Annotated in this window: 15 protein-coding genes and 1 pseudogene; 7 read left to right on the top strand and 9 right to left on the bottom strand. The window is 65.6% G+C overall.

What is annotated here, in order from left to right:
- Positions 1 to 12: 12 nt before the first annotated feature.
- A complete protein-coding gene (locus CKW46_RS04205; RefSeq protein WP_117436492.1) occupies positions 13 to 636 on the bottom strand; it encodes a TetR/AcrR family transcriptional regulator in 624 nt (207 codons plus the stop codon).
- 167 nt (positions 637 to 803) lie between these two features.
- Between CKW46_RS04205 and CKW46_RS04200 the strand changes: the two genes are divergently transcribed.
- Positions 804 to 929, top strand: coding sequence for a hypothetical protein (locus CKW46_RS04200; RefSeq protein ID WP_012392360.1), 126 nt, complete (start codon positions 804 to 806; stop codon positions 927 to 929).
- Positions 930 to 971: 42 nt separating this feature from the next.
- Here the strand turns inward: CKW46_RS04200 and CKW46_RS04195 are convergent, their stop codons facing one another.
- The 5 genes from CKW46_RS04195 to CKW46_RS04175 form a co-directional block, all read right to left on the bottom strand.
- The gene (locus CKW46_RS04195) at positions 972 to 2,396 is read right to left on the bottom strand and encodes an NAD(P)(+) transhydrogenase (Re/Si-specific) subunit beta (RefSeq protein WP_012392359.1); all 1,425 of its coding nucleotides are present in this window, start codon (positions 2,394 to 2,396) and stop codon (positions 972 to 974) included.
- Positions 2,393 to 2,731, bottom strand: coding sequence for an NAD(P) transhydrogenase subunit alpha part 2 (locus CKW46_RS04190; RefSeq protein WP_011742254.1), 339 nt, complete (start codon positions 2,729 to 2,731; stop codon positions 2,393 to 2,395). Before CKW46_RS04190 ends, CKW46_RS04195 begins: the two co-directional genes overlap by 4 nt.
- A 15-nt stretch (positions 2,732 to 2,746) precedes the next feature.
- Positions 2,747 to 3,835: a Re/Si-specific NAD(P)(+) transhydrogenase subunit alpha gene (locus tag CKW46_RS04185; RefSeq protein ID WP_015354153.1), complete on the bottom strand. Its 1,089-nt coding sequence runs from the start codon at positions 3,833 to 3,835 to the stop codon at positions 2,747 to 2,749.
- A gap of 243 nt (positions 3,836 to 4,078) precedes the next feature.
- Positions 4,079 to 4,540 carry a nuclear transport factor 2 family protein gene (locus CKW46_RS04180; RefSeq protein WP_020785114.1) on the bottom strand — a complete coding sequence of 154 codons (462 nt, stop codon included), beginning with the start codon at positions 4,538 to 4,540 and terminating at the stop codon, positions 4,079 to 4,081.
- 74 nt (positions 4,541 to 4,614) lie between these two features.
- The gene (locus tag CKW46_RS04175) at positions 4,615 to 5,493 is read right to left on the bottom strand and encodes a putative endonuclease domain-containing protein (protein WP_482052863.1); all 879 of its coding nucleotides are present in this window, start codon (positions 5,491 to 5,493) and stop codon (positions 4,615 to 4,617) included.
- Between the two features lie 154 nt (positions 5,494 to 5,647).
- Between CKW46_RS04175 and CKW46_RS04170 the strand changes: the two genes are divergently transcribed.
- The 3 genes from CKW46_RS04170 (at position 5,648) to CKW46_RS04160 (ending at position 8,274) form a co-directional block, all read left to right on the top strand.
- Complete coding sequence (locus CKW46_RS04170) at positions 5,648 to 6,868, top strand: acyl-CoA dehydrogenase family protein (protein WP_161964857.1); 1,221 nt, start codon at positions 5,648 to 5,650, stop codon at positions 6,866 to 6,868.
- On the top strand, positions 6,861 to 7,691 hold the full coding sequence (locus CKW46_RS04165) for a tyrosine-protein phosphatase (protein ID WP_482052862.1): 831 nt from the start codon (positions 6,861 to 6,863) through the stop codon (positions 7,689 to 7,691). Before CKW46_RS04170 ends, CKW46_RS04165 begins: the two co-directional genes overlap by 8 nt.
- Positions 7,692 to 7,815: 124 nt before the next feature.
- Positions 7,816 to 8,274: a PE family protein gene (locus tag CKW46_RS04160; RefSeq protein ID WP_499018807.1), complete on the top strand. Its 459-nt coding sequence runs from the start codon at positions 7,816 to 7,818 to the stop codon at positions 8,272 to 8,274.
- Here CKW46_RS04160 and CKW46_RS04155 read toward each other — a convergent pair.
- A pseudogene (locus tag CKW46_RS04155) lies at positions 8,271 to 9,437 on the bottom strand (ISAs1-like element IS2404/ISMul1 family transposase). The gene CKW46_RS04160 and the pseudogene CKW46_RS04155 overlap by 4 nt on opposite strands.
- Before the next feature lie 104 nt (positions 9,438 to 9,541).
- Positions 9,542 to 9,739 (bottom strand): hypothetical protein, encoded by a 198-nt coding sequence (locus CKW46_RS04150; RefSeq protein ID WP_167470889.1) that lies wholly within the window; start codon positions 9,737 to 9,739, stop codon positions 9,542 to 9,544.
- Positions 9,740 to 9,862: 123 nt separating this feature from the next.
- Here CKW46_RS04150 and CKW46_RS04145 point away from each other — a divergent pair, with 123 nt between their 5' ends.
- The 3 genes from CKW46_RS04145 to CKW46_RS04135 are packed head-to-tail and all read left to right on the top strand — an operon-like array spanning position 9,863 to position 20,161.
- Positions 9,863 to 14,530 carry an acyl-CoA dehydrogenase family protein gene (locus tag CKW46_RS04145; protein WP_499018805.1) on the top strand — a complete coding sequence of 1,556 codons (4,668 nt, stop codon included), beginning with the start codon at positions 9,863 to 9,865 and terminating at the stop codon, positions 14,528 to 14,530.
- A 35-nt stretch (positions 14,531 to 14,565) separates the two neighbouring features.
- On the top strand, positions 14,566 to 19,500 hold the full coding sequence (locus tag CKW46_RS04140) for an amino acid adenylation domain-containing protein (RefSeq protein ID WP_499018804.1): 4,935 nt from the start codon (positions 14,566 to 14,568) through the stop codon (positions 19,498 to 19,500).
- Complete coding sequence (locus CKW46_RS04135; protein WP_499018803.1) at positions 19,388 to 20,161, top strand: thioesterase II family protein; 774 nt, start codon at positions 19,388 to 19,390, stop codon at positions 20,159 to 20,161. Before CKW46_RS04140 ends, CKW46_RS04135 begins: the two co-directional genes overlap by 113 nt.
- Before the next feature lie 181 nt (positions 20,162 to 20,342).
- On the opposite strand, the gene CKW46_RS04130 is transcribed toward CKW46_RS04135, so the two are convergent.
- Complete coding sequence (locus CKW46_RS04130; protein ID WP_482052858.1) at positions 20,343 to 23,312, bottom strand: protein kinase domain-containing protein; 2,970 nt, start codon at positions 23,310 to 23,312, stop codon at positions 20,343 to 20,345.
- Positions 23,313 to 23,360: the final 48 nt, after the last annotated feature.

The raw sequence follows: 23,360 nt of genomic DNA, 5'->3' as shown, positions 1-23,360 counted from the left end.
AACCTGCCGACTTCACGACCCCAGCGGCGACTGGTTGCGAATGGATTCATCGCGAATGAGCCCGCGCAGCAAAGCGGTGCTGAACTCGGCCGCGATCTCTCTGGCCGTACGCCGACCGTGTGGCCGCAGCCAGCGGTAACTACCCAGCGTCATCCCGATATAGCCCAGCGCCACCACGTGCGAATCGCACTCGTAGAACTCCCCGCTGGCGATCCCGCGGTCGATCAGGCCATGCACGTGCTCGTGAACCTGGGCTTCCTTTTCGCGGACCTCGGCAACCTGCTCGGGGGTAAACCACTCGGCGATATAGGGCTGCTCCTGGAAGTACACCGCGGCGCGCTCGGGGTTGTCGGCGATTCCGGTGAGCAACCGGACGGTGTATTGATAGAGCGCCTCGCGAGCCGTCCACAACGGCTCGGCGTGCAACGCGCCCAGGGTGCCCTCGACGGCCTGGCGGTAGATGTCGAACAGGATCAGCGACTTGCTGGCGTAATAATGGTAAACCGTCGCCTTGTTCAGCCCGATCACGTCGGCGACGTCGTCCATCCGAGTGCCGTGATAGCCCCTGGCAGCAAACAACTTAGTCGCTACTGCCAGCAACTCCTCACGACGTGAAAGTCCAGTTTCGGACGGCATTTGCCCTCGCTATCGTCACTGCCTGGCCGAGCCGGGCGGGCCACAGAATCAGGCATTTACCAATCAACTGGTTGGACAGTCTATGCAACGGCTGCACCGCCTGTTGCACCGGCGCGGTTGGGGCTAGACTCGCTAGCGGACGAAGTCGCGAGTCGAGAGGTGGAGTAATGGATCCGAGTCCTGACTACGACGCTAGCGACGAGATCGAGTTCTTCTTCAACTACCTGACGTGGGGCTTGCGCGGGGTAACCGACGGCAACGGCTACCCGCCACCGGCCTACCCGCCCGTCTAGGCGGCCCGAGCCGGGCCCGCCGAGCCCGGCTCTCGAGGCGCGCTACAGCGCCTTGAGTTCTTCGGCGACCTCCGTGACCGACTTCTTCGCGTCACCGAACAGCATCGTGGTTCCCTCGCCGTAAAACAGCGGGTTGTCGATCCCGGCGAACCCGGAGTTCATCGAACGCTTCAGCACGATCACCGACTTGGCCTTGTCGACGTTGAGAATCGGCATCCCGTAAATCGGGCTGGACGCGTCGTTGCGCGCCGCCGGGTTGGTCACGTCGTTGGCGCCGATGACGATCGCCACATCGGTGCGGGCGAACTCGTCGTTGATGTCGTCCATGTCCTTCATGGCGTCGTAGTCGACCTCGGCCTCGGCCAGCAGCACGTTCATGTGCCCGGGCATCCGGCCGGCGACCGGGTGGATCGCGTACTTCACCGCCACACCCTTGTCCTCGAGCAGCGAGGCCATGTCCTTGACCGCGTGCTGCGCCTGCGCGACGGCCAGACCATAGCCGGGCACCACGATCACCTGGTTGGCGTAGGCCATCTGAATCGCCGCATCGGCGGCCGAGGTGGCCTTGACGTGCTTGTCACCGCCGCCGTCAGCACTGGGAGACACGCCCCCGCCACCGAAGCCACCCGCGACGATCGCGGGGATGGAGCGGTTCATCGCCTTGGCCATCAGGTTGGTCAGGATCGAACCCGAGGCGCCCACGATCATGCCGGCGACGATCATCGCGGTGTTGTTCAGCGCCAGACCCGCCGCCGCGGCGGACAGCCCGGTCATGGCGTTGAGCAGCGAGATGACCACCGGCATGTCGGCACCGCCGATCGGCAGCACCACCATCAGACCCAGCACGCCGGCGGCGGCCAGCAGGCCGATCATCCACCACAGCGACACCCCGCCACTGCCCGGATGCGCATCTAGACCGATCACCACCGCTGCCACCACGGCCCCGACCAGCAGCAGCAGGTTGACCGGCTGCTGGGCCTTACCGAAGCCGATCGGCGCGCCGGAGATGAGCTCCTGCAGCTTGCCGAACGCGATGATCGAGCCCCAGAACGAGATCGACCCGATGATCGCCGCAAACAACGAGGCCACCACGATGTGCACGGTCGGCGACTCGCCGTGCTGGAACGCCGAGAATCCCTTGGTCTCGATGAACTCCGACAGCGCGATCAGCGCGACGGTGCCGCCGCCGACGCCGTTGAAGAACGCGACCAGCTGCGGCATCGCGGTCATCTTGGTCAACCGGGCCGGCGGCACACCCAGTGCGACACCCACGACCAGGCCCGCGATGATCAGCACCCACTGATCGGTGTGCCTGATCTTGACCAGCGTGGCGGCCACCGCAATAGCCATGCCCACCGCGGCGATCAGGTTGCCGCGCACCGCGGTCTTGGGCCCGGTCAGGCCCATCAAGCCGTAGATGAACAGCGAAAACGCCAGGATATAGAGGCCGATCACCAAGTAGTTCATTTGGCGGCGGACCCTTCTGCTTTTTCGGCCTTGACGGCCGCGACTTTCTTCTTGCCCTTGAACATGCCCAGCATGCGGTCGGTGACGATGAAGCCGCCGATGACGTTGAGCGTGCCGAACACCACGGCGACGAACAGGATGATCTGTACCGCCAGCGACGGATGCTCGACCTCGCCGAACACCACTAGCGCGCCGAGCACGACGATGCCGTGGATGGCGTTGGTCCCCGACATCAGCGGGGTGTGCAAGGTGTTGGGCACCTTGGAGATGACCGCGAACCCGACGAACCCGGATAGCACCAGGATCGCCAGGTTGGCCAATAGCTCGTCGTACATCGTTGAGCAGTCCTCTCAGTCGTCGCCGCGGGTCACGCAGGAGTCCGCGATGACTTCGTCGTCGAAGTCCGGGGCCAGTTTGCCGTCGGTGAGCAACAGATCCAGCAGCGCGGTGATGTTCTTGCTGTAGAGCTCACTGGCGTGCTCGGGCATCGTCGCCGGCAGATTGAGCGGCGAGGCGATCGTGACATCGTGCTTGACCACGACCCGCCCAGGCTCGGTGAGTTCGCAGTTGCCTCCGGTCTCGCCGGCCAGGTCCACCACCACGCTGCCGGGCTTCATCGCCTCGACGGCGGCGGCGGTCACCAACCGCGGCGCGGGGCGGCCGGGAACCAGCGCCGTGGTGATCACCACGTCGAAACCGCTGATCGCCGCCTCCAGCGCCTTCTGCTGCTGGGCACGTTCCTCGTCGGTGAGTTCGCGGGCGTACCCGCCCTCACCGGCGGCATCGATACCGATGTTGAGCCACTGCGCACCCACCGAGCGCACCTGGTCTGCCACCTCGGGACGCACGTCGTACCCGGTGGTCCGGGCGCCCAGCCGCTTGGCCGTGGCCAGCGCCTGCAGACCGGCCACCCCGACGCCGAGCACCAAGACGGTGGCCGGCTTCACCGTGCCCGCCGCGGTGGTCAGCATCGGAAAGAACCGAGTCGATTCCGAAGCCGCCAGCAGCACGGCCTTGTAGCCGGCCACGTTGGCCTGCGATGACAACGCGTCCATCACCTGGGCACGCGAGATACGCGGGATGGCTTCCAGCGCAAAGGCCTGGACACCGGCTTGCTTCAACGCACCGATCGAGTTGTCGGCATTGCGGGGGGCCAGAAAGCCGATCAGGGTCTGCCCGCTGCGCAGCTTGCCGACCTCGTCGGCGCTCGGCGGTGCGACCTTGACGACTACGTCGGCGGCCCACGCATCACCGATGGTGGCGCCGGCTTCGGTGTAGAGATCGTCGGGCAGCAGCGCTCGCTCACCGGCGCCGGATTCCACCACCACGGCCACCCCGCTGTTCACCAGCGAGCCGACCGCCTTGGGTACCAGCGCGACGCGGCGCTCGTCGGGCGTGGACTCGACCACCACGCCCACCGTCGTCTGCGGATCTGTCATGGCGCGTCTACTTTCCTCTAACTCTCCGGCGCGATTCATCTGCCGTTTTGCTCGGCTGCGCGCTTGGCTACCTTAACGTGTGCCAGCCGAAACACCGATTTGCGCTGTCCACGGGGAGCTGATCGCGAAGCATCAACTCAACGCTTGATGGTGCGCCGTTCACCCGGCCTCCGGTACCGGTCCAGGTGTTGTGGCGCCACAAGATGGCGTTGTATTTTCCGCCGCGTCACACCGGCTGGCCGCTCACCACATCGGGATCTCTTGGCCGTGTTCAGCGGCCGGTCGCGGGCCGAAGAAGCGTCGCTGCGGTTCGGTGATCGCCACATCGTTGATGCTCGCCTCGCGGCGGGCCATCAGTCCCGAGGGGGTGAATTCCCACAGTTCGTTTCCGTAACTGCGGTACCACTGACCCGTGGCATCACGCGACTCGTACTGGAACCGCACCGCAATGCGGTCCTCACCGAAGCTCCACAGGCTCTTTCGCAGCGAGTAGTCGAGTTCGCGCTGCCACTTGCGGGTCAAGAAGGCGACGATCTGTTCCCTGCCGACGACGTACTCGTCGCGATTTCGCCACCGCGAGTCCACTGTGTAGGCCAGGCTGACCCGCTGCGGGTCGCGGGTATTCCACGCGTCCTCGGCGGCCTGGACCTTCTGGGTAGCGGTTTCGAAGGTGAACGGCGGAAATGGGGGCCGGCTCTCAGTCATGGGGTTCATCGTGCGCCTCGACCGACGCGACACTGAAGCGGTTGCGCGGACACGCCGCAGCAAGTCGCAACCCCTTATGTCTCGCGATGGCCCCGCCGGGCCAGGGCTTGGCGGACCCGACGGACGACGTCTTCGGGTGCGTCCCCGGCGATCACCCGGATGACGATCCAGCCCAACTCGTCGAGCTTGCGCAGCCGCCACTGGTCGCGGGCATATTGCCGGCGGTCGAAGCGATGCTGGTCACCGTCATACTCGGCAGCCACTTGGTATTTCTGCCAGCCCATGTCGAGCACCGCGACCAGACGCCAGTTCTGGTGCACCGGTATTTGGGTGACGGGAACGGGCAGGCCCGCATCGATCAAGACCATCCGCAGCCAGGTTTCCCGGGGCGAGGCGGCGCCCGCGTCGACCAGCGGAAGCGTGGCGCGCAGCCGCCGCAGCCCGCGCACTCCCGAGTACCGCTTGGCGAGCAGCAGCACATCCTCGCCGGAGAACGCCGTCGCCCGCATCAACGCGTCCAGCCGCGCCACCGACTCGCCGCCGGGTAGCTGCCGCCCCAGGTCAAAGGCCGTCCGCGCCAGCGTGGTCACCGCCAGCCCGGCAACACGCGTCACCTCGTCGGGCTCGATTCGCTGATTGCGCGTGATCACCCCGGCCGGGGGATGGGGGTTTCGCCAGATCAACTCGACCGGCTCGTCGTCCCCGATCCAGTCCGAGCCATGCAACCCGGCGGCCGCAAGCCCGCCCAGCACGCCCCGCCGGCCCGTCCATAGCCACGCCGCCTTGCAGCGCGTTCGAAACGACGGTGCGGCGTGGGCGGGCAGGTAGACGTCGGGGTAGATGGCGCGGAATTCGGTTCGCAGCCGATACGGGCTCAGCCTCCCCCGCCGCACCGCCTCGCTGCCCACGAACACGTCTTCGCTCCTGGCGGCCCTGGCCTCCCTGGCGTCCATGACCAGACCCTGGCAGGACCCGCCGACAGCCCCGCCCAGACTTAAGCCATTGCGATACCCAACGGCGTGTCTTGGCAGGCGTTTAAGTGTCGCGTTGACGACCTCAGATTCGGCGCCGTGACACGTGTCCTATCGTGGCGGAATGGACTTCGCGATGTCGGCCAAGGCCATCGATTACCACCAACGGTTGTCCGACTTCATGACGGAATACGTATTTCCGGCCGAGGCGGATTACGACAAGTACCGCGAAGACGCCGGTCCGAACGATCACACCGTCCCGCCCGTCGTCGAGGAACTCAAGGCCAACGCCAAGGCGCGCGGCCTGTGGAACCTGTTTCTCCCGGCCGAGTCCGGCCTGACCAACCTGGAATACGCGCCGCTGGCCGAGTTGACCGGGTGGAGTCTCGAGATTGCGCCAGAGGCACTCAATTGCGCGGCGCCGGACACCGGAAACATGGAGATCCTGCACATGTTCGGCACCGACGAGCAGCGCCAGCAGTGGCTGGACCCGTTGTTGCACGGCGAGATTCGCAGCGCCTTCTCCATGACCGAGCCGGCGGTGGTCAGCAGTGATGCCCGCAACATCGAGACCACCATCTCGCGTGACGGCGCCGACTACATCATCAACGGCCGCAAGTGGTGGACGTCGGGTGCCGCCGATCCCCTCTGCAAGATCCTCATCGTGATGGGCCGCACCAACCCCGATGCGGCCGCCCATCAGCAACAGTCGATGATCCTGGTCCCGATGGATACCCCGGGGGTGACGATCGCCCGGTCGACGCCGGTGTTCGGCTGGCAGGATCAGCACGGCCACTGCGAGGTGGTCTACGACAACGTCCGGGTGCCGGCCACCAATTTGCTCGGCGAAGAGGGAACCGGGTTCGCGATCGCGCAGGCGCGCCTGGGACCAAGGCGCATCCACCACTGCATGCGAGCGCTGGGCGGGGCCGAACGCGCGTTGGCGCTCATGGTGGACCGCGCCCGCAACCGGGTGGCATTCGGTCGGCCGCTGGCCGAGCAGGGCATGGTGCAGCAGGCGATCGCCAAATCCCGCAACGAGATCGACCAGGCCAGACTGCTGTGCGAGAAGGCGGCGTGGACGATCGACCGGCACGGCAACAAGGAAGCCCGCCATCTTGTGGCGATGATCAAGGCGGTGGCCCCTCAGGTGGCCTGCGACGTCATCGACCGCGCCATCCAGGTGCACGGCGCCGCGGGCGTCAGCAACGACACCCCGCTGGCCCGGCTGTACAGCTGGCATCGCGCGATGCGAATTTTCGACGGCCCCGACGAGGTGCACATGCGATCCATCGCACGTGCCGAACTCGGACGGGAAAAATCCGCGTTCGCGGCGGCGGTCACCTCCCATGGCTGAGACCGGTCCCGAACTTCCGGGCGCCTGGAATTTTCGCGACGTTGCCGACAGCACGGCGGCGCTTCGCCCGGGACGGCTGTTCCGGTCCAGCGAGCTGAGCGGTCTTGACGATCAGGGCCGTGCCGCCCTACGCCGATTCAAGATCACCGACGTCGCCGACCTGCGCTCGTCGCGCGAGGTCGCCCGGCGCGGGCCGGGGCAGGTGCCGGCCGGGGTCGACGTCCACCTGTTGCCGTTTCCCGATCTCGCCGACGACCAAGCCGGCACCGACGACAACGCGCCCCATGAGACGGCGTTCAAACGACTCCTGACCGACGGCGACGCGGGTGAATCCAGCGAGGCGATCGATCAGGTCGCCGCCCGCCACATGGCCGACGAATACCGGCAATTCCCGATGCGCACCGGGGCCCAGCGCGCGGTACACCGCGTGTTCACGCTGCTGGCCGCGGGGCGCCCGGTGCTCACGCACTGCTTTGCCGGCAAAGACCGCACCGGCTTTGTGGTCGCCACGGTGCTCGAAGCCGTCGGCGTGGACCGCGAGGTGATCCTGGCGGATTATCTGCGCAGCAACGACGCGGTTCCGCAGCTGCGTGACCGGATCTCGGAAATGATCCGAGAGCGCACCGACGTCGAACTGACGCCCGAGGTAGTGACCTTCACCAAGGCCCGGTTATCCGATGGCGTCCTCGGCGTCCGCCCCGAGTACCTGGCCGCGGCATGGCAGACGATCGACGAGACTTTCGGCTCACTGGATGGCTATCTGGCCGACTCCGGCATCACCAAAGCCGACCGGCACCAGCTGCGCAGCGCGTTGCTCGGCTGACGCACCACGGGTCGGCGCTGATTGCTCCAAAAGCCCGAACGCGAGCGTGGAATCGCTTTACGCTCAACGGGTACCGGCATTGCGGGGTGAGTAACCGCCCCCGCTTGCCAGGAGGGACAGCGCGTTGTCGTACGTAGTTGCGCAACCGCCGGCAATAGCGGCGGCGGCTACTGAGCTGACGGGTATCGGTTCGGCCCTGAGTGAAGCCACCGCCGCTGCGGCGGGCCCCACCACCGCGATCCTGTCGGCGGCCGCCGACGAAGTGTCGACCGCCATCGCGCAACTGTTGGGCACGTTCGGCGCCGAATATCGGCGGGATCAGCACACAACTGGCCGCGTTTCACGCGCAGATCGCTCAGCGGCTGGCCACGGTTGCGAATTACTACATCAATGCCGAAGAAATCAACAACGCCGCCCTGCTAGAAGAAGCGACCGCTGGACTTTATTCGCCGAATTCGCCGCCGACTGTGCCGGCCGTGTTCAACGACTACGTCGCGATCGCCATGGGCGGAACCGGAACACCAATTCCTTCGACCAGTTACCTCGACGCCGTCAACACCAGGGCTCCGGCGTTGTTGATTAGCAGGCTTGTGAGCTGGGGAATTGTGGATTGAGGAGGTCTAGGCGGCGGTTGGCGGTCAAAGCGGTGATCCGGCAGGCTTCGGCGATGTTGTCGGCGCCGTTGAGGCGGTGCAGATTGATCGCGGTGTTGCGTAGCGTTGCTAGGACCTGTGCGCCGTTTCCGGTATGTGCCCTTTGACGGTCTTCGTCGAAGGTGACGTCGCGTATCCAGTGCAGGCTGTTCTCGATTCCCCAGTGTTGACGCATCCAGGTCATGATCGCGGTAGGGCGGGCGTGCTCGAACGGCAGGCTGCAGATGGCATAGACCACCTCCACGCTGCGCTGGTCGGTGGCGGTGATCAAGCGTTCACGAGTGATCCGGATGATTTGTTTTGCGTAGGGGAAGCCGATTCCTCGTACAGCGGTGATGATTTGCAGGGTGCGGGTCTCGACACGGCCGTGGCCGCGGGAGTCGTCGGTAGCGGCTGCGGGCACCTCGGCCCAGGGCAGCGCGGTGATACGCGCAAGTATTTTGGCTTGGTTGGACTTGACGATCATCAGGTAGTGCGACTTCAAAGTGGCGCAGATCAACTTCGCGGTGACGACCTGGGTATGCATCGCATCCACGGTGACCAGCCACCGCAAGCTACCCGGCAGCAGCGTGAGCAGGGCACGTACGCAGGGAATTTCATTGCTTTTCTCGGCGACAGCGAGTTGACCGAGCACCAATCGGGCACGGTGGGCGAACACCGACACGAGATGCGTGGCTGTCGCTTTGGCGCGTAAAGCACCACGCAGCATCTTGCCGTCCAACGCGATCGGCACCAATCCACTGGGGCCGCTGCTGGCCACGTGTGCAGTGAAGTAACTGCCCATCCTGGCGTTGAGGTCGGCGGGGTCTAGCCGAGACAAAACAGCGCGGAAGGTCTTCTCACTGGGCCGCCGGAACCGGACCCCTAATTGGGCCAACACATCATCGGGAGCGGTGGCCGCTCATGTGGCAAAACCAGCATAGCCGCGCATCCCCGCGGCAGTGGCCAGAACCGCGATCGCCAACAAAGCCATCAGCGAATACCTCCGACCGCGTGGGTCCCTCGGGTCTGGCACCGAGGCCAACACATCGAGAAACTCCGATCCGATGAGCTCGCTGCGCTCACCAGGACTCCAGCGGTCGACCCCCCGAATTCATCAGTGCCGAGAATGCGCGAATCACGCCGTGGCGCTTTCCATTTCGCTACAGCGCACCAACACCCACCCGCGCGGGAGCATAAAGCGACGGCCTACCTGCGTCAGCGCGCCGAATCCCGCCGGCCAACGGATACCTGCGGGTATGGACGAAAGCGATGCGGCTCGTGACAGTGGGCTGAATTCATCCGGTCGGCGTCGACGGCGGCGGTGTGGCCGCGGTCGGCAACCACCGGGTGAATTGTGACGACGACATGCTGCATATCAATTGACATTCCGCAATATTCATCATCTACGCCCATATTCGGGCGCTACCTACTATTCTCGCGAGTGCCACATCGAAAGGCTCCCGCCGTCTTGCAAGTCCAGCACGCCTTGCGGCGTGTGCGGATTGGGGGCTCCACGATCTACCCGAGGGTTCTTGCATGACGGTGAGAGCGGAGACGTCCGTCTCCGACGACGGTGAAAATCCCGAAACGGGTCGCGTGGACGGTCATCAGGTCGGACCGACCGCACCGCTGGACCCGCAGCTTGCCGAGTTCACTGACAGCGTCGCGCACTTCGGGCACGTGTCATCGACGGAACCCGGCGACCGGGTGGATCTCAAGGCCCTGCTGCCGGATGTGGAACGGACCGCCGGCACCGACGTGGGCCATGCCGCCGTCTTGACCGTGCATCACGCCGCTCTGCAAGCCGTCCTTCGGCACGGACACGAGGAGCTGCGGCGGCGCTACCTGGATCAACTGCTCGCCGGCAAGACTCTTGCAGCACTGGCCATCACCGAGCCGGAGGTGTCGAGTTCGAATCCACGGATGTTGGCGAGCAAGGCGACTCGCGATGCTGACGGCTGGGTTCTCGATGCCACGAAATCGTGCATCACCGCGGCCGGTTGGGCCGGCCTGTTGGTCACCGTTGTCCCGTTCACCGTCGACGAGGGCACAGCGCTGACCGCGGTGGCGGTTGCGGCAGACAGCCCCGGGGTGACCATCGCGCCCCGCGAGGACACCATCGGACTGCGGTCGGTGCCAGTGTGTGGCATCCGCTTCGATGGCGTCCGGATCGAACCCTGGCAGATTCTCGGCGAGATCGGCGGGGGGCTCGATGTCGTCGGCGAAGGATCCTTGATCGGGCGGATCTGCACCGGCGCAATCTCCGCGGGCGTGATGAAGCGTTGCGCGCAAGTCATGTATCGCTTCGCATCCCGCCGTGAGGTTGCCACCGGCCGACTCATCGCCGACCCGGTGGTAGTGCGCCGAATCGGCCGGATTACGTCGGAGATCACCGCAATCGAGGCGGTGCTGGCCGATATCGCCGCTAATCCCGCGGTGCCCCAGGATGTTTCGCTGGCACTCAAAGTGGCGTCATCGGAATTTGCCTATCGCGCCGCCGACGACGCCGTCCAAATGCTGGGCTGGCGGGGATACGTCGAGAACCATCAGGTGGCACGTCTGCTTCGCGACGCGCGCTTCCTGCGCATTGGCGAGGGCCCGTCGGAGGCCTTGCTGACCGAGTTGGGGGCACGACTGGCAGCCCGCTCCGACACCATCTATCACTGGATTGACGAGCGCACCGCCAACGCGGACCTGATCAGCAGGCTGCGCGAGGCCGTGGACGAGCTTGTCGTCGACGAGTCGGTCAATGCCTTCTATCATCTTGGCTGGCTGTGCGTCTGGGCCGTTCTCGAGGCGGTTGCCGAGCCGGGCTCTGCCGCGATGGCGTTCATCGCCGACGCCTGGCACAGCGAACGGGCGCGCGCGGGAGCCTCGGCAAGGCTCGAGGAGGCATTCGAACAAGTCTTGCCCACCTACGCCGAGGCGGTCGGCACGCTCGATGAGAATCTGACCTCGCGGGCGGCGGTGGTCGACCACCTGCTGGCGCCGGTGGTCGACCTGGGCCAGCGCGGCGAACCCATAGTCGGCCCGGATCGACCGGGATGGCACCACACCGTGCATGGGCTGGTCTATGGCCAGATTGACCGCACGCCAGATGCCGTCGCGCTCGAAAGCACGGGCCTGTCGATCACCTACGCCCAACTCGGCGAGCACGCCGACGCACTCGCCGGGCGACTCGCCGAACTCGGCGTGCTCAGCGGCGACGTCGTCGGCGTGTTTCTCAGCAACAGTGTTCATGTTGCGGTGGCGGCTCTGGCCGTTCAACGAGCCGCCGCCGTCCTGCTCATATTGAATCCCGCCCACCCGATCAGCCGGGTGGCCGGCATGCTCGCGGATGCCGCCGCCCGGTGCGTGATCATCGACGCCGAGACCCGCGAAATTCTTCCCTCCGACGCACCGGAATTGATCGAGGTCGACAACATCGGCGAGGTAGCGGTGCCACCGATGAGTACCGACCCAGATGCGCCGACATACGTCAATTTCACCTCCGGCTCCACCGGCCGGCCCAAGGCGGTGATGGGTGCGCACCGTGCCTTCGCAAATCAGCTGCTTTGGCGGCGCGACGAGTTCGACCTCGGCCCCGACGACGCGATTCTGCAGAGCGCTTCCCCCGGTTTTGACATCTTCTTGTGGGAACTGTTCGGACCGCTCGTCGCGGGGGCCCGGTTGGTGTTCATGGATGCGGCTCGGCGGGAGTGGAACCCGTCGACCATCGTCGAACATGTTCTGCAGTTTGAAATCACCGTGCTACAGATCGTCCCCTCGCAGTTGGACGTCCTTCTCGACGAGCCCAGACTCAGCGAGTGCCAGAGCCTTCGGTACGTCTTCTGCGGTGGCGAGCCGCTATCGCTGGCCACCGCACGCCGATTTGCCGAGATCCTCCCCCATGCCCAGCTGGTGAACCTGTACGGTCCGACCGAGACGGCGATCGACGCCCTGTACTGGCGCGCCGACATAACCGACCAGGCATCCTGGGCACCGATCGGTCGACCGATCGCCAATGCGCGGCTCTACATCGTCGACACCGAAGGCGACCTGGCCGTCGAGGGACAGCCGGGCGAATTATGGATCGGCGGCGCCGGGGTTGCGCTGGGCTACTTGGGTGCGCCGGCCCTCACAACTCAACGTTTTCGTCGCGACGTACGCGCGCCCGAGCAGGGCCTGCGGGTGTACCGCACCGGTGACCGAGTGCGCCAGCGCGCGGACGGAACCGTGGAATTCCTGGGGCGCCTCGACCGCCAGTTGAAGGTCCACGGAGTGCGGATCGAGCCAGGCGAGATCGAACGGGCGCTCTGCGGGCACCCGGGCGTCCAACATGCGGTGGTCGACGTACGTGAACGCGCCCCCGGGCAGAAGGCCCTGATCGGGTACGTCGTCGCGGGCACACCCAACAAGATCCTGGACCCAGAATCCGTGCTCGATCATGTCCGCGACAAGTTGCCCACCACAATGGTGCCGGCCGCGCTCGTGCTGCTCGATTCGCTGCCGCGTACCCCCTCGGGAAAGGTGGATCTAGCCGCACTGCCGTCCGCATCGTTCGACGATGCCGGGCCCGGCGCCGGGCCGCTGCCAGAGGGCTTGATCCCGCTCGCGCGTGTGTGGGAGGAGATTCTCGGCACCCCGGTAACCAATGCCGACGCCAACTTCTTCAACATCGGCGGGCATTCTCTCGCGGCTCTGCGCGTCATCATGCGGCTTCGGGAACGCATGGGTGTCACGCTTCAGATGCGGGACTTCGTGCGCGCCGGTAGCCTCACCGCCCTGGCCGCGCTCATCGAGGAGAAACGCGGCCAGGCCGAGCCCATCGATGACGCCGCGATCACCGGACCCGTGCCGATCGACCGCACCAAACCGCTGCCGCTGTCGCCCGTGCAGGCGAATCTGTGGTACCTGCAGCAGCTCGTGCCGACCATGGCGGCATACAACATTCCCGAAGCCGTTCGTATCCGAGGCCCGGTGGACGCCAAACGGCTACGGGCGGCGTTCGCCGAGGTGGTCGCTTGCCACGAGGCGCTGCGAACGGTTTTCCCGGCGCGCGAGGGCCAACCGGTGCAGGTCATCCTGCCACCGGGGCCCGTCCAGTTGGAGCATGCCGACCTCACCGACCTACCCGCCGATCAGCGGGAGGCGGCCGGTCAAGAGCGCATCGCCAAGTTGGCCGCGCGCCCGTTCGACCTCTTCCGCGACTCCCCGGTGCGGGTACTTTTGGTCACTCTCGCCGACGACGACCACTACCTGGCCTGGGTACTACACCACATCGTTGCGGACGGCTGGTCGGCCGCGGGCCTGCTGCCCGCCGAGATGAGCAAGGCCTACGCGGCGCTGGATGCCGGCGAGCGGCTACCGAGCCTGGACGTCCAGCCCGTTGACTACGTGGAGTGGGCCGGCCGGCTACTCAGTACCGAGCGACGCGGCGAACTCGAGGATTTTTGGCGCGACCACCTCGACGGCGCACCACCGGAGATCGAACTCCCGCGCGACTTCCCCCGCCCCGCGCTCGGCAGTTTCCGGGGCGGCCGCGTCCGGATCGCCCTGACCGAGGCCGACCGCCAAGCCGTTCGCGCCCTGGCCCCCCAGCACAGCGCGACTCCCTACAGCGTGCTCGTGGCCGCGTTCATGGTGTGGATCGCTTCCTACGGCAGGCAGCGCGACATGGTTGTCGGGGCAGTGACCGCCGGGCGCAACCACCCCAGCGTCGAGCGCACGATCGGCAATTTCGCCAACATGGTCGCGTTGCGCTGCCAGTTGGGGGACGATCCCACGTTCGAAGAGCTCGTGGTGCGTACCCGCGACGAGATTCGTACGGTGGTCGACCACGCCGCCTTGTCCTTCCCGGAAGTCGTCAACGCGGTCAAACCCGAACGCGTCGGCAGCCGCAATCCCGTCTTCCAGGCCGCCGTCACGCTCTACGACGGTGATGTCACGCCTCTCGAAGTTGAGGGCGCGCACGTGCATAACCTGCCCGTCGACCCAGGATCAGCAAAGTTTGACCTGTTGGCGTCGTTTGTTGACGAGAGCGCCACCCTCAGCGGCTTCCTCGAGTACGACGCCGATCTGTTCCGGGCACGTACCGCGCAGCGGCTTGCCGCCGAGTTCACCGCCGCCCTCCGGGAGCTGGTAACGAACTCGGAGTGCACGGTGGAGGAGCACGCCGAGCGTGTCCGGCCAGCCAGGACCGGAGCCAAGAACCGGCGCCGCTGACACAGGCGCAGCGCCGGATCTGGCTGCTCGACCGAATGAGCGGTGGCGGCAAGGAGTTGTGCTCGCAACGGTACTTCAACCTGCTCGGCGATATCGACGCGGTGCGGCTGCGCAAGGCGCTCGAACTTCTGGCCCGGCGGCATCCCTCGCTGGCCACCATATTTCCCGAGCGTGACCAGGGTGTCGTGCAAATCATCAGGTCGCCGGGCCGGGTGCAGATGCACGACCTGCGTGACCGCGACGCAGCCATCCGCGAACAGCTGGCGCAGGACTTGATCGACGCCGATGCGCGCCGCCCGATCAATATCGCGGTCGATCCGCCGTTTCGGGCGATGATCATTCAAATCGACGACGACCGGCTGATCCTGGGGATGAATTACCACCACATCGTCGCGGATTTCTGGGCCGAAGCCCAATTGTTCGGCGAGCTCTCGGCGATCTACGCCAACCCGCGTCATGGCGCGTCAGGCCCTGGCCGGGACATCACGATGAGTGAGCTGGCTCGGGCGCAGGTTGCGAGATCGGCTGGGCCGCATAACAAGCAGAGCCTGGCGTATTGGGACCGCACCCTGACGGGCATGCCCGCGCGCCTGGAACTACCCACCGACCGGCCGCAGACCACTAGTCCCTCGTTCCGTGGCGCCCGCGTCAGTCTGCAGTTGGAGAATGACGTCCGGATTGAGCTCGATGAGGTTGCCGGCCGCCTGGACGTGGATCGCTCGACGATCATCTTGGCGATGTGGCAATACCTGCTGCACCGCTACACCAGCCAGGACACGGTGGTCGTCGGCGTGCCAACCCCGAACCGGCCGCCTTCGGTGCCGTCGACGACCATCGGATACTTTGCCGACCTGTCGCCGATTCGCGCCGACTTCGCCGAGGGCTTGACGCTGGCGACACACGCCGCCCGCACGGCCGCGCGTCTGGGCGAGGCGCGCGCCCACGGCGATGTGTCTTTCGATGACCTACTGGAGCGGTTCGGCCCGCAACTGGCCAAGTCCGCACAGCTGATCGAGGTGTCCTTCGTACCGGAAATATCGGGCTCGTCGGGCCCGGTGATCGACGGTGTACGAGTAACCGCCGTGCCACACGATCCCGGCCGCGCCTTGTTCAAGTTGGGGCTGAGCGTGGAGCCCGACGCTGCGGGCGGCCTCCACCTGGTCTTCGATTTCAGCGTCGCGCTGTGGAACACCGACACCATCGAGCGGATGGCCGGCCACCTGGTCACCCTGTTGAAGTCCGCGCTGGCTCAACCGCGGATCGCGCTCGCCGGCTTCTCGATGTTGACCGATGACGAGATCGACGAGTTGGAAGTCCTCGACGCACGCCGCGACATTGCTCCGGCCTACCCGACGCTGCACCGCGGATTCGAGGTGCAGGCCGCAGCACACCCGGACGCAACGGCCGTGCGGTTTGCCGGCCGTGACCTGAGCTATGCAGTTCTTGACGCCGAGTCCAATGCCCTGGCCGCCCTGCTGATCGATAGCGGGGTCGCACACGGCGACAAGGTGGCACTGCTGCTGGAGCGAACCGACCGCCTACCGGTCGCGATCCTGGCCATCCTGAAGACCGGCGCTGCATACGTGCCCATCGACCCGAGCTGGCCAGCCGCACGCGTCGAGCTCGTCTTGAGCGATTGTGGTCCGTCGATGATCGTCACCGAGTCAGCCCTGCGGCACGTGGTGTCTGCACATGGCGCGCCAACGATCGAGGTCGACGTCATCAGTGCAACCCCCGCCCCAGCACGGCACGTCGAGGTGTCCGCCGACGACACCGCCTACGTGATCTACACCTCGGGTTCGACCGGTCGGCCCAAGGGCGTTGCGGTGACCCATCACAACGTCGTGCGGCTATTCAGCGCGACCGACGAACTCTTCGAGTTCAACAGCGACGACCGGTGGACGATGTTCCACTCGGTGGCGTTCGACTTCTCCGTGTGGGAGCTCTGGGGGGCGCTGCTGCATGGTGCGTGTGTGGTGGTCGTGCCCTACCTGGTGACCCGCAATCCCGCGGAATTCCGCGAGCTGCTGTCCAACGAGCGGATCACCGTGCTCAGTCAGACTCCGTCAGCGTTTCGTCTGGTCCGAGACGCCGACGCCGACATTGAAGGTGCCGCGAGCAGACTTTTCCTGCGGTATGTGATCTTCGGCGGGGAGATGTTGACGTTCGCGGACCTCATCCCGTGGGTCAAGGCCCACGGTGATGAGCATCCTGAGTTGATCAACATGTACGGCATCACCGAGACCACGGTGCATGTCACATTCCGCCGGCTGATGCGCGCCGACATCTTCGGTGCGCACAGCTCCATCATCGGTCGCCCGGTACCTGACTTGGAGTGTCTGCTAACCGATTCGGTGGGCAACCTGGTCCCCTACGGCGTGCCAGGTGAGATCTGCGTGGGCGGGCCAGGCCTGGCGAATGGCTATCTTGGGATGCCCGAACTGACCGCGCAACGTTTCATCGAGCACCCGTTCCGCGCGGGCGAGCGACTCTATCGGTCCGGGGATAGCGGTCGACGGCTATCCAACGGGGAGATCGAGTATTTCGGCCGCTTGGACCACCAAGTCCAATTGCGCGGTTTCCGCATCGAACTCGGCGAGGTCGAGACGGCGGTCCTCGGACTCGAACAGGTAATGGCTTGCTACGCGATGGTCCGGACCGAGGGCGGCGAACCCCGCCTGGTGGCCTACGTTGTCACGCGTGGGGGCGAGGAACTGCCGGTTGCCCAGACCCGCCGAGCCCTCACTTCGCGTCTCCCCGACTACATGCTCCCGTCGTCCTTCGTCACCTTGGAATCCTTGCCGCTGACGGTCAACGGAAAGATCGATCGAGCGGCCCTTCCAGCGCCCAGAGAACCGCAGGCCCGGACTGGTCCGAGTGCGCCGGCGGCAGGTGACACCGTCGAAGAGCTCACGGTACGAATTGATCTCAACGACACGATCCGGATAGCGCGGGACGCGACCATCAAGCTCATCAAGAAGTCGACGGATGACGTGGGGCCGGTGCTCGACCGGATCTGCGGTGTGTTCGCCGAGGTCTTGGAGCTGTCCTCGGTCGCCGCCGACGACAACTTCTTCGACATCGGCGGCGACTCGATGATGGCCGTGCGGGTATCGGCCAAGGCCAAGGCCCTCGGTCTGCAGCTGTCAGTCCAGGATGTCTTCCGGCACCAGACGCCCGCGGAACTCGCCACGGGGCTGGTACCAACCGAGACACCGCAGCAACCGGCGAGGATAGAACGCAAGGCCAAGCGGCTGCTGGTCCCGGAGGGCTCGGAAGGTGCCTTGCCCGCCGATGTAAGCGACGCCTATCCGCTGTCGGCGCTGCAGGCCGGCATGCTCTTCCACAGCCGCGTCGACGGGCCGAGTGTGTACCACGACGTGGTCAGCTACCTGGTGCAGTCGCCGTGGGATGAGAACGCGTTTCGCTCGGCGCTCTTCGAGATGACGCTGCGCCATCCGATCCTGCGCACAACGTTTGATTTGTCGGCTTATTCGGTACCGCTGCAGCTGGTGCACGAGTCCGTGTCGACGCCGCTGAAGGTCTTCGATCTGTCCGGTCTGACCGAGGCCGAACAGGAGGCGTCGCTGTCGGAGTGGATGGAAACTGAGGCCCGTCGCCCGATAGAGTGGCGCACTCGCACGCCGCTGGAGTTGATAGTCCATGTGCGTGGCGAGGACCGGTTCGACATGAGCCTGAGTTTCCACCACGCCTTGCTCGACGGGTGGAGCGTGGTGGAGTTGCAGCGCGACTTGCTCTGCAGCTACGACTCTTTCCGGACCGCCGGGCAGCCGCCGACCCGCGAGCGTCTGCAAACGCACTTCCGTGACTTCATCATGCTCGAGAGCGAGGCAGAGGGCAGCCCGTCGCGGGCGTTCTGGCGACACCAGTTGCAGGGGCTGATCCCGTGTCTTTTCCCGGCCACCCGCTCAGGGACCAGCCGCCTCGAGGTGATATTCCACGAGTTGCCAAGCGAGGCTGAGGGGCGCCTGCGCGATCTGGCACGACAGCGGCGAGTATCAATCAAGAGCACCCTTCTTGCGGCGCACCTGGTGGTCATGGGCCGGATGGCGGCTAGCGATGATGTGGTGACCGGACTGGTGGTCAACGGCCGCCCCGAGACCGAGGACGCCGAGAGTGTGCTGGGCATGTTCCTCAATACCGTCCCGCTGCGGATCAGATTGAACGCTGCGAGCTACGCGGCGCTCCTCGACGGCGTGTTCGCCGCGGAGCACGATGGCCTGCCCCACCGCCGGGTGCCGCTACGAACGATTCAACGCGACAACGGCATCGGAAGGCTCTTCGATACGGCGTTCAACTACGTGGATTTGGATCCCGCGAAGGCCGAAGACTCCGTAACCGAACAAGCCACGGTGCTGCGCCGCAAGATAATTGAACACACCAATCTGCCGTTCGTCATCGTCTTCAGTCGCGAAGCGGGGGCGCTCGGAATAGGGGTGGAGTTCGATCCTCGATTGCTTGCCGCCGATTACGTCCACATGATCCTCGAGGCCTACGAGGAAGCCATCGCCGCGCTCGCGGACGGGGGATCGGCGCCGCTGCCTGATTTCGCCAGCGAAACACGACTGCACTGCCTGCACGCCAGTCGTCGGGTCGCGCTACGCCAGGCCGCCAACGCGCAAGCCGCGGCCCGCGCACATCTAGGGCGAATCTGGGAGGACGTCCTGGGTAGGCCGGTGGGTGCCCACGACAGTTTGCAGGACAGTGGCGGCGACTCGATTCAGGCGTTGGTGGTCAGTGAGCGCATAGCGGTGGCGTTCGGTTGCGAGCCGCCGCTGCGAGAACTTCTCAATGGAGCCACCGTCGAGCGACTCAGCTGTTGGCTGGCACGACCGCATGGTGCACCCCGAATGGTGCGACCGCCCGGCGCAGCGGCTGAGCGTGATGCCGCCGGCGCTCCGGGTCTACTGTGTCCCGCACGCGATTGGCAGTGCGTCGCTCTATGGTGAGTGGTCTGACCGGTTGCCGTCCTGGGTTCGGGTGGTGCCGCTCGAGTACCCGGGTCACGGGCGGCGGTTCGGCCAGCCGCCACTGACCGCCATCGGCGAGATCGCCTGCGTGTTTGCTCGAGAGCTCGCGGCTGATCTTGACGGACCGTACGCATTGTTCGGGCACAGCATGGGCGCCCTGGTGACTTTTGAGCTGGCCCGAGAACTGAGGCAGCAACGCGCGCCGCTGCCGGTGAAGCTTTATGCAGCGGCCAGCCGCCCCCCGGTCGTTTTTTGGCCCCCTAATCGTGGGCAATATCTTTCGGCCTTGTCCGACAGTGCGCTGCTCAGCCGCCTCAACAGCTTCGGAGGTACCCCCAGCGAACTCTTGCACAACGCTGAGTTGATGGATCTCATGCTGCCGATCGCGAGAGCCGATCTGACCGCCTGCGAGGAATATCTGTACCGCCCGGCACCGCCGTTATCGTGCCCGATAACAGCACTGGGCGGGGTTGGCGACGTCACCTTCGACCAATCCGAGCTGACCCGATGGGACGAAATGACCAGCGCGACATTCGAGGTGGTGGCCATGCCCGGTGGTCATTTTTTTGTCCGTACCGCAGCCGCCCTGTTGTCCTGGCTCGCCGAGGACTTTCGACGCGTGCTCGGATTTTCGCGCTGACCGGCCGGGCCGGTAAGCATCCAGACTGCGATTGCCGCGAAAGGGATACGCGTATCCCAGGTCTTGGACACCGATCTCGCCGCGGCGCCCACCCGTGATGGAGGCGCCCGCTGCGCCCGGCGAATACCCACCCCATGGCGAGGAGCCGGATCGCCTTGCGGCCGGGAAGGAAAGCTCCGCGCTACGGCTCGGTCAGCGCAACGTCCGCCGCCTCGTCGAAGCTCAGCGACTCACCTTCGACGCGGGCAGCCTCAAAGACGGCGTCGGATAGCTCTTCCCGTGCCGCGCGTTCGCACTGCTGGTGCATGGACCCCACCAGCGCTATGACGGTGGATCCCGCTCCGCTGGAGCGGCTCAGCGCGGCGGCCGCTGCCATCAGCACCACGGCACGTCGCAGGTTTCCGTTGGCCCCGGCGGTCCAGGCCAGCCCCTCCAGGTAGCTGGCCCCCGACCAGGGATCATCGATCACCTGGCACAGTTTCAGGCCCTCCCGCAGGCTGCACTCGGCGGACCCGGTGTCGCCCAGCATCAGGTGGCTCACCGCCAGGGCGCTCAAGGAGTATGTCCGCATCTGGACTTCGACACGCGATTCGGACACCGAGTGGGCTTTCTCCGCCCAGCGCAGTGCGGGTTCAGGATCGCCAACTGCCAAGTGGCGCAGCGACATCAGCCACATGCCGAGCACTTGCAGCTCAAAGTCGCCCGCGGCCAATCCTTGCTCGGCATCGGTCTGGACCTGCTCAACCTGCCCTTGCAGCAGAGCGCCGAGGCCCCGCGCAACCCCGAGCAGCGATTCGGCAATGGGGTCGGGCACCGCCGCGCCGTGTTCGTGTGCTTGCGCCACACATGATTGTGCGGTCGGCCAGTCAGTCTGTAGGACGGCAAACATTGCGAGGGCGGCAAGGGCGGCGATCCGTGCACCGGATGGCTGAGCGGAGGTCGTCGTGCTCAACGCCCGCTCCACCCAAAGCCTTCCGACCTGTAATTTCCCTGAGGCGACAAAAAGATTGCGGAGCTTGGCCGCCATCAGCAGGACGCTCTCCGGAGCCTTTTCCAGCCCGAACTGCAGCGCCTCCTCGATATTGGGAAGTTCGCTGCGCAGGTGGTGAATCCAGTCGACCTGCTTTTGACTGAACCATTCGAGGTGAGCCTGGGTCACCAGCCGCTCACACCAGTCGAAGTGTGACTGTTGCAGGCCTTGGTACTGCTCAGCGTCGATGCGTGAATTGCCATACTCACGCATCGTGCTCAGCAGCCGAAACCGCACCGCACCATCATCTTCGGTGCGAATGAGGATCGACTTGTCCACCAGTGCGCAAAGTTCATCGAGCAGGTCGTCGGCGTCCATGTCTTGCGGGGCGACGTATTGGGCCGCGTCGAGGTCGAAGCTGCCGGCGAACACCGATAACCGCGCCCACAACTGTTGTTGGATGGGCGTGCAGTGGTCGTAGCTCCAATCGATGCAGTAGCTCAAGGTTTGCTGACGGGTTGGTGCGCCGCGCTGGCCACGGGTCAGCAAGCCAAAGCGGTCCGAGAGCCGGTCGGCGATCTGCTCGACCGACATGGCACGCAGGCGTGCGGCGGCCAACTCGATTGCCAACGGCAATCCGTCGAGCCGCTCGCAAATACGGGCAACCGCGGCCGCGTTGCGCTGGGTCAAGGTGAAGCCGGGTCGGGCGGTGCGGGCACGCTCCACGAACAAAGCCACGGCGTCATAGCAGGCTACGCTGCTGCGGCTGGAAACGGACGCTGCGTCAGGGTAGGGCAGTGGGGACAGGGCCAGCACCGCCTCCCCGCCGATACCGAGGAGTTCGCGGCTGGTTGCCAGGATGTGCAGCTGCGGGCAGCCTTGCAGCAGTGTGTCAATGAGCTGGGCGGCGTGGTCGATGACGTATTCGCAGCCATCGAAGATCACCAGCGCATCGCGTTCGGCGAGGGCGTCGGTGAGCACCTCGGTCAGCGGTCTTGCACCCTGATCCCGAATACCCAACATGCGCGCCGCCAGCCCGGCCAGTAGCGCCCCGTCGCTGAGCTCGCCGATGTCGACCAGCCACACGCCATCGTGGAAATGGGACACATGTTCCCCGGCAGCCTGCACCGCCAGGGAGGTCTTGCCGACCCCGCCCACCCCGGTCAAGGTGACCAGTCGCGACGTCGAGATCAGGGCACCAAGCTCGGCGAGTTCGGCCTGGCGCCCGACAAAACCCGCGAGCTTCGCGGGCAGATTTCCTCGAGTTTGTCTTGCCGATACGTGCCAGGCTGATTCGCTTGAGACGGAGGTGGACCGCTTGCCGCCCTCCAGCGCCATTGCGTCGACGGCCTGGCCATGGGCAGCCTGCAGACTCTGAATCGCCTCACCAAGCTCGACCATGGTGGGTCGAGCCGCTGGGTCACGAGACAGTGCCCTGTTCACCACCGACGCGACGTCTTCGGCGACGTCATACTCGGCTAGATCGGGAACTGGATCGTTGGCCACCCGCAATATCTGCGCGATCACCGATTCGCCCTTGCGGCGCTCAAAGGGAGGGTGACCGGTCAGCGCGCAAAACAGCGTCGCGCCCACCCCGTATACATCCGACGCACGATCGGGTTCACCGCCGCGAGCCAGCTCGCTGGCGGTAAAGGCCGGGGAGGCGGTGAACAGGCCGGTGGCTGTTCTGAATCCGCCGGCCATGTGGGCGAGCCCGAAATCGGTCAGGGCGGGCTCGCCGAAATCGGTGAGCAACACGTTGGCCGGTTTGATATCCCGATGCAGGATATCCAGCCGGTGTGCCGATTCCAGCCCCGCCGCCAGGGCGACGCCGAGCTGCAAGACGTCCGCCAACGATAGCCGGCCCAACCGACTGATTTCGGTTTGCACGGAACCCCGCCGGCAATACGGCATCACCAGGTACGGGTGGCCGTCGCGGGTTTCACCGATCTGGAGCACAGAGACGATGTTGGGATGCCCGGTCAGCTTGGCCATCGCCCGCTGCTCACGCTCGAAGCGAGGCCGGTTCTCGTCAAGGTCGATGGTCAGCACCTTGATCGCCACTACCCGATCCAGATCGACTTGCCGGCAGCGATACACGACACCGAAACCGCCGCGACCGACTTCCGCGGCGTCGGCAAAGCCATCCACGTTGAGCTGCTCAGCCAGAGGGTTGATCAAGCCACACGCCTTGCGTCGAACAGTCTTGCTCGCTAATTGACGAGTGTA

This window comes from Mycobacterium liflandii (assembly GCF_022354805.1).
GTDB lineage: Bacteria > Actinomycetota > Actinomycetes > Mycobacteriales > Mycobacteriaceae > Mycobacterium > Mycobacterium marinum.
Note: the sequence above shows the minus strand (reverse complement) of the source record. Positions and strands in the feature narration are given on the sequence as shown.

What these genes read in the sequence shown, in the direction of transcription:
- CKW46_RS04205 (WP_117436492.1), bottom strand. Translation starts at nt 636, where the DNA reads ATGCCGTCCGAAACTGGACTTTCACGTCGTGAGGAGTTGCTGGCAGTA.
- CKW46_RS04200 (WP_012392360.1), top strand. Translation starts at nt 804, where the DNA reads ATGGATCCGAGTCCTGACTACGACGCTAGCGACGAGATCGAGTTCTTC.
- CKW46_RS04195 (WP_012392359.1), bottom strand. Translation starts at nt 2,396, where the DNA reads ATGAACTACTTGGTGATCGGCCTCTATATCCTGGCGTTTTCGCTGTTC.
- CKW46_RS04190 (WP_011742254.1), bottom strand. Translation starts at nt 2,731, where the DNA reads ATGTACGACGAGCTATTGGCCAACCTGGCGATCCTGGTGCTATCCGGG.
- CKW46_RS04185 (WP_015354153.1), bottom strand. Translation starts at nt 3,835, where the DNA reads ATGACAGATCCGCAGACGACGGTGGGCGTGGTGGTCGAGTCCACGCCC.
- CKW46_RS04180 (WP_020785114.1), bottom strand. Translation starts at nt 4,540, where the DNA reads ATGACTGAGAGCCGGCCCCCATTTCCGCCGTTCACCTTCGAAACCGCT.
- CKW46_RS04175 (WP_482052863.1), bottom strand. Translation starts at nt 5,493, where the DNA reads ATGGACGCCAGGGAGGCCAGGGCCGCCAGGAGCGAAGACGTGTTCGTG.
- CKW46_RS04170 (WP_161964857.1), top strand. Translation starts at nt 5,648, where the DNA reads ATGTCGGCCAAGGCCATCGATTACCACCAACGGTTGTCCGACTTCATG.
- CKW46_RS04165 (WP_482052862.1), top strand. Translation starts at nt 6,861, where the DNA reads ATGGCTGAGACCGGTCCCGAACTTCCGGGCGCCTGGAATTTTCGCGAC.
- CKW46_RS04150 (WP_167470889.1), bottom strand. Translation starts at nt 9,739, where the DNA reads ATGGGCGTAGATGATGAATATTGCGGAATGTCAATTGATATGCAGCAT.
- CKW46_RS04145 (WP_499018805.1), top strand. Translation starts at nt 9,863, where the DNA reads ATGACGGTGAGAGCGGAGACGTCCGTCTCCGACGACGGTGAAAATCCC.
- CKW46_RS04140 (WP_499018804.1), top strand. Translation starts at nt 14,566, where the DNA reads ATGAGCGGTGGCGGCAAGGAGTTGTGCTCGCAACGGTACTTCAACCTG.
- CKW46_RS04135 (WP_499018803.1), top strand. Translation starts at nt 19,388, where the DNA reads ATGGTGCACCCCGAATGGTGCGACCGCCCGGCGCAGCGGCTGAGCGTG.